This is a genomic window from Priestia sp. TSO9, assembly GCF_021029645.1.
In the GTDB taxonomy this organism is placed as follows: domain Bacteria; phylum Bacillota; class Bacilli; order Bacillales; family Bacillaceae_H; genus Priestia; species Priestia megaterium_E.
Window position 1 is genome coordinate 207,148 of the sequence record NZ_JAJEKD010000013.1, and the last position, 11,728, is coordinate 218,875.

Consider the following 11,728-nt stretch of genomic DNA (forward strand, 5'->3'; position numbering starts at 1 on the left):
ATAGAACTGAGAAATATAGATACGTTTAGTTTTACAATTTCTTATCTTATTATTGAAAATCAGTACTAAAATACTGTAAATTTTAGTACTGATTTGTACGTAATAAAATTTACAATATTTTAATACTTATATTGTTATAAAATATATAAGTTGGTAAAATAAAGAAAAACGATTGGTGGTAGCTAAACATTGATGAGCATTAAAGAGAAGATACTGATGAAGCATGTAGAAAGAAAACTACATAAGTTACAAATTGATCTTGTGCATTTTATTCCAGGAAGAATTAGACTTCGTTCAACTGTTTGGAAAGAGAATGAAAAACTAGTTAAATTAATTATTTTAAATTTGAAGTCTCAAACCCTTGTCTATGACGCAGTATTTACACCAGATACCGGGAGTTTACTTATTACATATAACGCTTCTTATATGACAAATAACAAAGAGCTTGAAGAGTGGTTTCAACTTATTGAACAAATATATCAAGAAGAATATAGAGCTTAAGGAAAGGGAGGGATGAGCATGCTTCCTACTATAATTGGTTTAGGTGCCTCTTTTATTGCTCCAAAAATTATGTCTCAATTCCGTGATCAAAAAATAAAAGTATTGCATGCGATGCCGGGGCGACTGCGTATACAATGTGACAGTTGGAAGCACCGTATCATTGCACATGCTCTAACGGAAGAAGTAAAAAAACATCCTCTTATTTTAACATCGGAAGCTTCAGAACTAACCGGAAGTTTAGTGCTTCAATTTGTTGTACCGCATATTAACCAGGAAGAGCTAGACGAACTGATGAGTTATATCGTACAAATAGCATCTAACGCCATTTTAAACAAAGATGCTACCTTAATGAATGGTATGACTAACACACTTAGATTGATAGATAAAGGGATTAAAAAGCAAACCAATGGCTTTGCTGACTTTGATAGTTTATTTGTTCTCTTTTTATTAGGAAAAGGAATTCAGACGTTTGGAAGTGCGCCTGCTTTCTCTGCAAGCTTACTTTATTGGTCATACAACATCATTAAGGATAAGGGGGAAAAGAATAGGTGATGATGTTCGGGGTAAAGTTAGCTCATTCTCTCCCTGGAAGAACCCGATTTTATATACCTAAACAGCTAGAGACAAACCATATTGAAACTTGGTTACGCTCTTTTCCAGGGGTATATTCTGCAAACTATAATCAAGTAACCGGAAGTCTACTCATTTATCATCATATTACTCTCTCTTTATACAGTCTAAAATCGTTCATCCATAAATATAAACATACACTCAAGCAAGCAGCATGTTCATGGAAAAAGGCTATACCTATCATAGCTTGTGGAACTATTTTTTTAGTTAACTGGTACCTTCAACGTTCTTCGTATCCTGCTATAGTAAAAGTACTTTCCTATTGGGTTAGCACTTTTACTGCTATTAGTACTTCCTATGATGTAATTAAAGATGGTGTTCTTCATGTCCTAAAAGAACGAAAAGGGAATGCTAATACATTAACAGCTGCTTCTATATTCGCTTCTTTGTATATGAAGAATCCAGGATCGGCTTTAATTATCACTTTGATGTCTACTATTAGTGAGCTATTAACAGACTATACGTCTGAACAAACCAAGCATTATATTCACTCCGTTCTAAAATTAGATGTCTCATATGCCTGGAGAGTAAAAGAAAAGGGTGTTGAAGAAAAGGTTTTAGTCGAGGATATTCAAGTTGGTGATAAGGTTGTAGTTTTTACTGGAGAAATGATCCCCGTGGATGGAATCATAATAGAGGGGAACGGTACAGCAGATGAGGCCTCAATTACTGGGGAGTATATGCCGCGAGAGGTAAGTGGTGGAGATAATGTGTACGCTGGAAGTGTCTTGCAGAGTGGACATGTTACCGTAACAGTTAAAAAAGTAGGAGAAGATACATCTCTCTCTAAAATTGTGAAACTGTTGGAGGAAGCACAAGATAAACGCGCTCCTATTCAAAATATAGCCGATACAGTAGCTGAAAAAATGGTTCCTGTTTCTTTTGGTTTGGCACTGCTTACATTTTTCTTCACTCGAAACCTTAACAGAGCGATGAGTATGTTAGTTATTGATTTTATTTGCGGGATTAAATTATCAACGGCAACAGCTTTATACGCATCCATCGGACGTGCTGCAAAAGAAGGGGCTATTGTTAAAGGCAGTCATCATATTGAAAAGATGTCTAAACTAAATACAGTTATTCTTGATAAGACAGGAACTATTACAGAAGGAACGCCTGTGGTTCAGCAAGTAATTGCTGCTGAAGGCTTTAATCAAGAAGATGTTATTCGTTTAGCTGCAGCAGCTGAGAAAAATTCTACCCATCCTATTGCTGATGCAATTATGAAGCAAGCGAAAGAATGGAACATTTTAATTCCTATTAGAGACAATAATGCTCAAGTAGAAACAACGGTAGGAAAAGGAATTTCCACTTGGCTAAATGGTAAAAGAGTTGTTGTTGGAAGTTTACGCTTTATGAATGAATTAAAAGTCAAAACAACCAACTTACTTCAACACATGCAAAACGACGAAAATGTGATTTATGTAGCTTATGATCAAACACTTGTAGGAGTAGTTAGCATTTTTGACAAAATACGTTCTGGTATGCACCGCGCAGTGAATAATCTTCGACATCAAGGTATCAACGACATCATTATGCTTACTGGAGACAAGAGAACGGTTGCAAGAGAGATGGCGCGTCGCTTAAAACTGAACTGGTATCATGCAGAGGCTTTGCCAGATGATAAAGCCTTTTATGTGAAGAAGTATGGGAGCACAGGAGCTGTCATGATGGTAGGTGACGGCATTAACGATGCACCAGCTTTAGCTCATGCTCATGTAGGTGTAACGATGGGTGCTAAACGAACAGACATTGCTTCAGAAGCCAGTGACGTTATTATTACGTCTGATAACCCAGAAATGCTTTCTGAATTAGTTGGACTATCTAAAAAGACCATGAACATTATTAGACAAAACTTTATTGCCACGTTTGCTATTAATGGTATTGCAATTTTATTCGGTGCTTTAGGTATCTTCTCTCCAATTGTGGGAGCAGCTATTCATAATGCGGCCACTATTGGTGTAGTAATAAATAGTGCAAGAATTTTATGGTTAGGGAGGGAAACTAATGAATCCCAAATTCTACGTTCTGCATGATATACCAGGTCGTATTCGATTTCATATCCCAGCATTGAGAGATAAGAAAAATCATGTGGAAATAGAGCATATGTTTTCTGCTTTAAAAGGTATAACGAGTGTGAGAATAGAACCCACCATTCAAACCATGCTTATTTACTATGATGTTTCACAACTTTCTCGCAATACCATTTTTCGTTATGTATCTATCTTTTTTCAGCAAACGCGTTTAGATCCATTAGATGATATTATGATTCAAATGGATCCTGCCACACGAAATGATTGGCTACGTACATTGTTTTCTGGGGGATTACTTCTATTGGCAGGTATTCGAAAATCATCTTTTTATAAACCAGATGCACTCGTATATGGAGCAGTAGTTGCAACAGGCTATACGGTCTTATCCCACGGTACGAGCAATAAAATGAGGCACCCAGATATTTTAACCGGCATTGTTACGATGTTATCTCTAGGGCCATCAAATATGCTATATGTAGCGATGATTACATGGATTGTGAATGTGTTGGAATTGTTACATGAAAAGCAGAAAGTGCAATCACAAAAGCTATCTACAATTACGTAAGATATTCATTCATACCTTTTGTATGAATTGATATAAAAAACTTAGGATTATGGGGGAGTTTTATAATGATTAATCGCGATTTTCTAATGGGATTTGTATCAGGAACAGTGGTAGGCGCAGTAGGCTACCGTTTATATGAACAAAACGGTGGGCAATTACAACGTTTGGTTCAACCTAAACAGGCATATGGTGGACAACAAACTATTTCATCTTATCAACCTTCTATGGAAGAGCTTCAAGCACAGAAAGAGCGTCTAGAAGATATGATTGCTGAATTACAAGTAAAATAATGATAAAAAGAGTGAGGGATAGTTCCAGGCTAACTCTCACTCTTTTTATTCATAATGAGGGAATCATTTTTAAATGATGAAACGCTTATTTACCGTACGCTAAAAAGTTTCTTGTGGTAAACTCTTGTTATTATTATATTCTGCAATTTAAAAATTATCAATAATTATAGAGGGGAATGTTCTAATTTTACAAATGATCAGAAGGAGTAATTTACTTTTTATTTATACAGCGTTAAAAAGTTACAAATAAGATTCTAGACTTTACCTCTATAACTTTTGAAGAAAATTGAACGTACCGACCGTAAAAGTATACCTTTACGAACCTATCATTTACATAAGAAATCTATTATTTTTACCGTTCGTTTAAGTTTAAAGATGACATATAAACGTCCTCTAAAAACATAGACTTTATCGAACTTATTTTCGTAATAATATAAATATTAATTTAACTTAATTATAAAAGTACAAAAGAAGGAGCATCATCTAAATATATATAGGAAACTCATAAGAAGAGTCTTTAACTTATAAAAAGTAAAGACTCTTTTTGTATTTGCTTTATTTAAGATAATTAAAGTAAAATTATTATTTATTTAACCTTGTTGATTTAGAAGTAAATTGCTCTTTACTTTTAAATAAGTTAACTCCATAACCTGCAAGACCTCCAAGAATTGCAGGGAATATCCAACCTAATCCAATATGGTAAAGAGGAAGATAGTAAGTAAATAATTGGTCAATACCAGGGATGTGTAAGCCAAAATCATTTAATCCATCTACCAGGCTTACAACAAATGTTAAGAATAGGCTACCTTGGTATACTTCAGAGCATCCTTTAAATAAAGAATGAAGGAAAGTCAAAAAGATTAGAACAATTGCTAATGGATAGAGCACTGTTAAAACAGGTACTGAAAAAGAAATTAAATGATTTAATCCAACATTTGCGATGATTGCGCTAAACACGGATAAGCTAATCGCAATTTTCTTATAAGAAATAGAAGGTAATAATTTATGGAAATAAGAAGAGCATGAAGTAATAAGCCCTACGCTAGTTGTCAGACAAGCTACTGTGATCATTAAGCCTAACAGTAAACCTCCATATTCTCCAAAATAATAATCAGAAACTTTCGCTAACACCGTACCACCATTATCTAAATGCCCAAGCTTTTCTACACTTGAAGCGCCCATGTATGAAAGAGCAGAATAGATAGTTGCAAGAATAATAGCAGCAATTCCTGTAGCTTTTAGGCAAACAGTTATAATTTGCTTCTTTGTTTTAGCGCCTTTTTCTTTAATTGCATTGATAATAATGATTCCGAAAACGAAAGATGCAAGAGTATCCATTGTTAGGTATCCTTCTTGGAACCCATTGAAAAAAGAGTTTGTTACATATTTTTCTGTAGGTGCTTGAAATTTTCCAATAGGATGAATAAAAGCTACTAGAACTAGAATTCCGATGAATGTTAATTTAATTGGCGTTAAGAATTTTCCGACAATATCGACAATTTTCGCCGGATTGAGAGAAAAAAAGCATGTAATACTGAAAAATATAATAGTAAACACGAGTAAAGCCATAGAACTAGAGCCTTCAGAAATGAAAGGTTTAAGTCCGATTTCAAAAGAGACGTTACCTGTTCGTGGGATAGCAAATAAAGGTCCAATAGCTAGATAAAGAACAGTTGTAAATATTAAACCAAAGATAGGATGTACGCGACTTGCTAATGATTGTAAATCTTCCTTTCCGGAGAATCCAAAAGCTAGTACACCAAGTAAGGGTAAGCCTACTCCAGTAACTAAAAAACCCGCATTTGCTGACCAGATATTTGCTCCCGCTGACTGACCAAGCATGGCAGGGAATATTAAATTTCCAGCTCCAAAAAATAATGCAAATAACATTAAACCAATGATTACTATAAAAGAAAACGGTACTTTGTTTGACACGGTGAAACCCCCATTAATAATATTCTTCATAAAAAATTAAATTTTCAGACAACTTAAACTGTAAATAACTTATCTTTTTTGTATTATAAACAGTCAAATTACATATTTCAATATAAAAAATAAACTTTTTTAATAAAATTTTAAAAATTATCAATCTTCCGTTCATTATCCATTATTAAAATAAAAGTAATATTAAAAATCCAGATTTTTATTCAAAATGCGTACGCTAAGTGAGTCAATAACGGTTTTTTTAAAAAAAATTTATAAATCATATTCTAATCGCGTATACTATTCTTTTAATTAATTTGATTGAATGATATGCAAGTAAGTCAAGAAAGTTTGTAAATATAGTACTACGAAACTTATAAAACTTTTTAATATCAGCTAAACATCTGAAAGGAAAAAGTAGTTGATTTATTGCTTCAAGAAATGGAGTATTCTAAGTCTTATAAAGAACGCTTACTTTTATCTCCTGAGCTAGTAATTTGACAATCAACAGCTTATCTCTAGACATAGTACTTTTCTAATGTAAAATCACTGTCTAGAATCACAAACGTTTCTGTTTCCTTAAAGACCTTATTAACAAATTAATTAAGGTCTTTTTATCTTTTCTTTTTGAAGCCAAAACTCATCATATAAGCTATTAATAAAGAGATAAAAGCAGCAAAACTAATTTTTATGTAAGAAACCTCTAAAGCCCAAGGACCATATTTTTTTATATTTAAACGATACATAGACCACCACTGTCCATTTTCACCTTTAAAAAATGAGAAGATAATCCATAAAAGAACTAAAAACAAAAACCATGATAAAAAGATAATATAATTAGGCATTTTTCTATTCATAGGTCACCCCTCCGTTCTTCCCGTTTATATGTGATGCTCTTTTCACTTATTATAGTAACAATAATCGGGAAAAATTTAGAGTTTTTTATTGAATAAAGAACGTTTGTTCGTATATAATAGAGAACAAACGTTCTTTATTCAAGGAGTTATTCCAATGGATTATGAATATCTTCCAAACAGAGTCATTATTTGTATTGATATGAAGGCATTCTTTGCTTCTGTTTCATGCGTGATACGTAGGCTAGATCCATTAAAAACAAAGTTGGCAGTTGTAGGAGATACAAAGCGGTCGGGATCAGTTGTGTTAGCTGCCACACCCTTATTAAAGAAAGAAGGGATCAAAACAGGCAGCCGTCTTTTCGACATTCCTAGAAGGAAAGATATCCATGTCGTAAACCCATCCATGAAAAGGTATGTCAAGGCCTCGAACTATATTTCTAGTTTAGTGTTACAGTATGTCGCTCCTGAAGATTTCCATGCATATAGCGTTGATGAGTTGTTTATTGATGCGACAGCTTCTTTACATTTATTCGCTCGTACACCAGACGAATTAGCCCGTAAAATCATCAACGAGATTTATCGTAAAACACGGCTTACAGCCACGGCAGGAATCGGTCCGAATCTCTTACTGGCTAAGGTGAGCTTAGATCATGAGGCCAAGAATAACCCAACAGGGGTTGCTTATTGGCGATACGAAGATATTCCTTTTAAGTTATGGTCGATTCACCCAATGAAGGATTTCTGGGGAATCTCATCCGCTACGGAAAGACGCTTAAATCGTTTGGGCATTCACTCCATCAAAGAACTCGCTCTTTCTTCTGTAGAGATGTTACGTAAAGAATTTGGTGTCTTGGGAGAAGAAATCCACCAACATGCAAATGGAATTGATTTTAGTCGCATTTCTGACGTGTATATTCCGAGATCTCGATCATTCGGGAAGAGTCAAATTCTGTTTCGAGACTATACAAATCGAAAAGAAGTGGAATTGTTGCTATTAGAGCTGTTAGATGATGTGTGCTTTCGTTTACGTATGCATCAAGTCGTGGCACAAACTATTCATTTATCCATTGGCTACAGCAAACAAACAGGTGGCGGCTTCTCAAGACAAAAGAAAATGGGGCGGGCTTCGAACCTAAGTCAAGATATCTTTCCTTATTGTTTAACCATACTACACACGTTTGATAGCGGAATGCCCATTCGATCGATTGGAATTTCTTTATCGAACACGAGTATTCAAGAAGAAGAGCAAATGAGTTTATTTGAAGATATTGATCAGCGTGAAAAAGCCTATGCCCTTGCTAAAACAATTGATGAAATACAGATGCGTTATGGGAAGAATAGCGTTTTGCGAGCTTCAAGCCATCTCAAGCATTCAACAGCTCGTTATCGAAACGGCCTTTTAGGAGGTCATAAAGCATAAAGGAGGAAGATGATATGCAAAACAGAGGAATGAAAAAGTGGCGACCATTTGCCACTATGCCAGAGCAATACAGAGGATTACAAGAAGTTATAAAAAAGCACTCAGAAATACCTCAACCTTTTTTAACAGAAGATCAAATGGAACAAATTAATTTTACCTTGATCGAAGCGCTCCATACACATAAAAAAGTATACCTTACGTATTACAAGCACGGGCAATGTATAACGGAAACAGGCGTTATTCAATTTGTAGATTCCCTTGGAGGTTTATTTGTATTTATAGATGAAGGATGTAAGCAAACGGAAAAAATGAGGTTAAGCGAGCTAATGGATGTTCGTTTCGTGTAGTAGAAAATAATAAAACAGTTTATTTACATAAGATTTCCATACATAATTAGTATAAGCTTAAAAAGTATTTAATCATTTTTCATAGATTCATTTAAAGATGTTATATAAGGAGGCTCCTAATATGAAGCAGGTTTGGACTGAGTTTGAGCAGTGGTTGAAAATACATCGACCGGAAGCAGTAGGAACGCTTAATGAAGCTGCTACTGAAGCAGAAATTGCAGAGGTTGAACAAAAGATGGGCCTAACATTCCCCAAAAACCTTAAAGACTGGTTAATGATACATAATGGACAGCGTGATGAATATATAGCAGCTATCGACAATTATACGCTACTACCTTTAGAGGAGATTCTGTATACGTGGCAAACATTAAAAGAACTTTTAGAGGGAGGAGAATTTGAAGATTTTCCAGAAATTGAACCTATTGGACCAGTAAAAAAAGAATTTTGGTGGAACCCACGTTGGATTTCGATTGCCACGAATGGAGGAGGAGATGATATTTGTATAGACTTGGATCCTGATGAAGGAGGGAGAATTGGCCAAATTATCACCTTTTGGCACGATTGGGAACAGCGTGAAGTAATAGCGGACAGCTTAGAGGAATGGGTAATAGCCACGATAAATCATACAGATCATTAAAGGGGTGAAGTAAATGATAAAACCTGATATAGAGAAAATCTATAAAATTCTCAAAGCACTTCCAGGTACGTCGGTGAAAGTAGAATTTGAAGATGAAGTGGGAGAAATTCTTTCTACTCCTTATTATATCTACCTTAAAAGCGAGTTTCTAGACGGACAATTAGGTTACAGAGAAGATTTAGAAGCAAATTCCCTTATAGGAAATCAAGAAGGAGATTGGCAAGAAAACTGGTTTGTCATAGGGTATGATGAAGAAATAGGCGGTGACCCGCTCTTTATTGATATAGTGAATGTAGATTACCCAGTTTTTACAGCTGAACATGGCATGGGCGAATGGGAAGCTTTAAAAATGTATGATTCTCTAGAAGAGTTTGTAGAAGATGTTACTTAATTATTGCTTCGTTAAAAGATTTTGATAAAAGTACGGCTAGAAGAGGACAGATAGTAGTTTAGTATATACCTAACTGTCCTCTTTTTTAGTACCTATTAAACTTAGAAAGAATGTAGAGGAAGGGACTGATGGTAGGAATCGATTTCTGTATTACCGATATACGAAGGCGCAAAGGCATTCATATCCTTTGCGTTCTTTTATCGTTGAATACTGCTAACAATTGAATAGTATATGGCTACAATGATCAAAAGCATGCCAATAATGTATAAGGTATATCTTAAAGTGTTGGTCATAGAGATATTCACCTTTCTAATTTAATTCTAATTCAACAAATTTTTATTAGTTTGTTTAACCACAGAAAATATGATGTACAAAAAGGGGAGATTGTTCTTTTGTTTCTTAAAGAACCTATTCATTACGGTAACTAGAGTTAGTATTTTCATTCCCGTATAGGATAATCCAAATTTAGCTATATTAAGTTGTAGTGCCGAAAAAGATTAATACATATGAAAAATTCTTAAAAGGTGGATGTTATATGCTTGATTCTAAAACGATTGAAATTGTCCAATCAACAGTGCCAGTTTTGAAAGAACATAGTAAACAAATAGGAAAGAGATTTTATGAATTGTTATTTGAAAAAGCGCCAGATTTGTATAATATGTTCAACCAAACGAATCAAAAAAGAGGGATTCAGCAGGAAGCATTAGGCTATGCCGTGTATGCTGCTGGGGAACATATTACAAACTTAGAAGCCATTAAACCTGTAATTAAACGAATTTCACAAAAACATCGTGCGATAGGGGTAAAGGCAGAACAATATCCAGTCGTTGGTGAAACCTTACTTCAAGCAGTAAAGGATGTTTTAGGAGATACAGCTTCAGATGAGATTATTGAAGCATGGGGAAAAGCGTACGGATATATTGCCAATGCTTTTATTGAGCTAGAAGAAGCTCTCTACGAAGAGACAGAGAGTCAACATGGAGGTTGGGAAGGATATCGAAGCTTTTATATAGATAAGAAGGTAGAAGAAAGTGACAATGTAACATCTTTTTACTTAAGAGCTAAAAATGAGAAAGGAATTGCCTCTTATAAAGCAGGACAATACCTTACATTAGCAGCAAATGTTCCGGGAGAGAAATAAGTTCTCAGCTCCCGCTGGAGATTTTGTACTTGATCACAGTGAACTTCCCGTTGTGCTAATTAGTGGAGGTATAGGTATTACACCTTTGCTTAGTATGCTGAATACCATTGTAGAAAAACAACCTACACGTAAGGTTACCTTTCTTCATGCAAGTATTAATGGGAAAACGCATGCTTTTAAAGAACATGTGGCTCAACTAAATAGAAATAACGAAAATGTTACCTCCTTCGTCTGTTATAGCTCGCCTAATCAAGGGGATCGACTTGGTACTGATTTTGATAAAGAGGGTTATATTGATTTAGAATTGTTACAATCCGTTGTTCCCTCAAAAGAAGCTGTCTTTTATTTCTGCGGATCGATTCCGTTTATGGAAGCTATTCTTAAAGCACTACATAGATGGGATATACCAAACGAACGTATTCATTACGAGGTATTTAGCCCTGTAGCCATTTTAGGAGAAAAATAAAGAAGTAATTGTTGCCAGTAAACAGAAAATGTTCGATTAAAACACACGTACTGTTTAAATAAATATGCTGTAAAAAAGCACTCATAAGCGTGCTTTTTTACTTTGCCCTAAGGAATGATTCTACAAACGATCATGATACATATAAGTATTTCTACACTCTCTGCGTACAAAAAACTGGAAAAAATTCTCTTCGGTAATTTATAATAGTAGAAAACTATGTCGAATCCTAAATATTGGAGAGATTACTATATGAGAAGAATACTCCCTTTTATAATTTTTACCATTTACTGCATTCCATATGTTTATTTATCTATGCGAAAGGATTTTGAAGATGATTCAAAGGTAAACTATATAATCATGGCCATAGTTACACTAGCACTGTCTTATCTAAGTGGGCTTATTAGAGCGGATTTATCACTTATTTTAGGAAATATAATTTCTTTTAGTACTTCATATTTTTATAACGCATTAAGGCTTCCTGATTCTAAATGGGAGAAATATTTTTCGCCCTTTAATTCTGTCGAACA

11 protein-coding genes and 1 pseudogene are annotated in these 11,728 nt (G+C 34.6%); 10 read left to right on the forward strand and 2 right to left on the reverse strand.

The genetic code is table 11. From position 1 onward, the window contains the following. Nucleotides 1-216: 216 nt before the first annotated feature. The 5 genes from LJC66_RS09330 (at nucleotide 217) to LJC66_RS09350 (ending at nucleotide 4,019) form a co-directional block, all read left to right on the forward strand. Nucleotides 217-501 carry an HMA2 domain-containing protein gene (locus tag LJC66_RS09330; RefSeq protein ID WP_050691359.1) on the forward strand — a complete coding sequence of 95 codons (285 nt, stop codon included), beginning with the start codon at nucleotides 217-219 and terminating at the stop codon, nucleotides 499-501. A gap of 18 nt (nucleotides 502-519) precedes the next feature. Beyond that, nucleotides 520-1,053, forward strand: coding sequence for an HMA2 domain-containing protein (locus tag LJC66_RS09335; protein ID WP_195694586.1), 534 nt, complete (start codon nucleotides 520-522; stop codon nucleotides 1,051-1,053). After that, nucleotides 1,053-3,167: a heavy metal translocating P-type ATPase gene (locus LJC66_RS09340; protein ID WP_230932811.1), complete on the forward strand. Its 2,115-nt coding sequence runs from the start codon at nucleotides 1,053-1,055 to the stop codon at nucleotides 3,165-3,167. The genes LJC66_RS09335 and LJC66_RS09340 overlap by 1 nt, the downstream gene beginning before the upstream one ends. After that, nucleotides 3,139-3,729 carry an HMA2 domain-containing protein gene (locus tag LJC66_RS09345; RefSeq protein WP_029714746.1) on the forward strand — a complete coding sequence of 197 codons (591 nt, stop codon included), beginning with the start codon at nucleotides 3,139-3,141 and terminating at the stop codon, nucleotides 3,727-3,729. The genes LJC66_RS09340 and LJC66_RS09345 overlap by 29 nt, the downstream gene beginning before the upstream one ends. A 65-nt stretch (nucleotides 3,730-3,794) precedes the next feature. Further along, a complete protein-coding gene (locus tag LJC66_RS09350) occupies nucleotides 3,795-4,019 on the forward strand; it encodes a hypothetical protein (protein ID WP_011106165.1) in 225 nt (74 codons plus the stop codon). A gap of 582 nt (nucleotides 4,020-4,601) precedes the next feature. Here the strand turns inward: LJC66_RS09350 and brnQ are convergent. Then, nucleotides 4,602-5,954, reverse strand: coding sequence for a branched-chain amino acid transport system II carrier protein (gene brnQ / locus LJC66_RS09355; RefSeq protein ID WP_230932395.1), 1,353 nt, complete (start codon nucleotides 5,952-5,954; stop codon nucleotides 4,602-4,604). A 602-nt stretch (nucleotides 5,955-6,556) separates the two neighbouring features. After that, nucleotides 6,557-6,799: a hypothetical protein gene (locus LJC66_RS09360; RefSeq protein WP_028408923.1), complete on the reverse strand. Its 243-nt coding sequence runs from the start codon at nucleotides 6,797-6,799 to the stop codon at nucleotides 6,557-6,559. 154 nt (nucleotides 6,800-6,953) lie between these two features. On the opposite strand from LJC66_RS09360, the gene LJC66_RS09365 reads away from it, so the two are divergent. The 5 genes and pseudogenes from LJC66_RS09365 to LJC66_RS09385 all read left to right on the forward strand — a co-directional run bounded on the left by LJC66_RS09365 (nucleotide 6,954) and on the right by LJC66_RS09385 (nucleotide 11,201). Continuing rightward, the gene (locus LJC66_RS09365) at nucleotides 6,954-8,219 is read left to right on the forward strand and encodes a Y-family DNA polymerase (protein ID WP_230932396.1); all 1,266 of its coding nucleotides are present in this window, start codon (nucleotides 6,954-6,956) and stop codon (nucleotides 8,217-8,219) included. A 14-nt stretch (nucleotides 8,220-8,233) separates the two neighbouring features. Continuing rightward, complete coding sequence (locus LJC66_RS09370) at nucleotides 8,234-8,566, forward strand: YolD-like family protein (RefSeq protein ID WP_230932397.1); 333 nt, start codon at nucleotides 8,234-8,236, stop codon at nucleotides 8,564-8,566. Nucleotides 8,567-8,687: 121 nt separating this feature from the next. Further along, nucleotides 8,688-9,203 carry an SMI1/KNR4 family protein gene (locus LJC66_RS09375; RefSeq protein ID WP_195696256.1) on the forward strand — a complete coding sequence of 172 codons (516 nt, stop codon included), beginning with the start codon at nucleotides 8,688-8,690 and terminating at the stop codon, nucleotides 9,201-9,203. 13 nt (nucleotides 9,204-9,216) lie between these two features. After that, nucleotides 9,217-9,594 carry an SMI1/KNR4 family protein gene (locus LJC66_RS09380; RefSeq protein ID WP_230932398.1) on the forward strand — a complete coding sequence of 126 codons (378 nt, stop codon included), beginning with the start codon at nucleotides 9,217-9,219 and terminating at the stop codon, nucleotides 9,592-9,594. A 535-nt stretch (nucleotides 9,595-10,129) separates the two neighbouring features. Further along, nucleotides 10,130-11,201, forward strand: a pseudogene (locus LJC66_RS09385) (globin domain-containing protein). Nucleotides 11,202-11,728 lie beyond the last annotated feature (527 nt).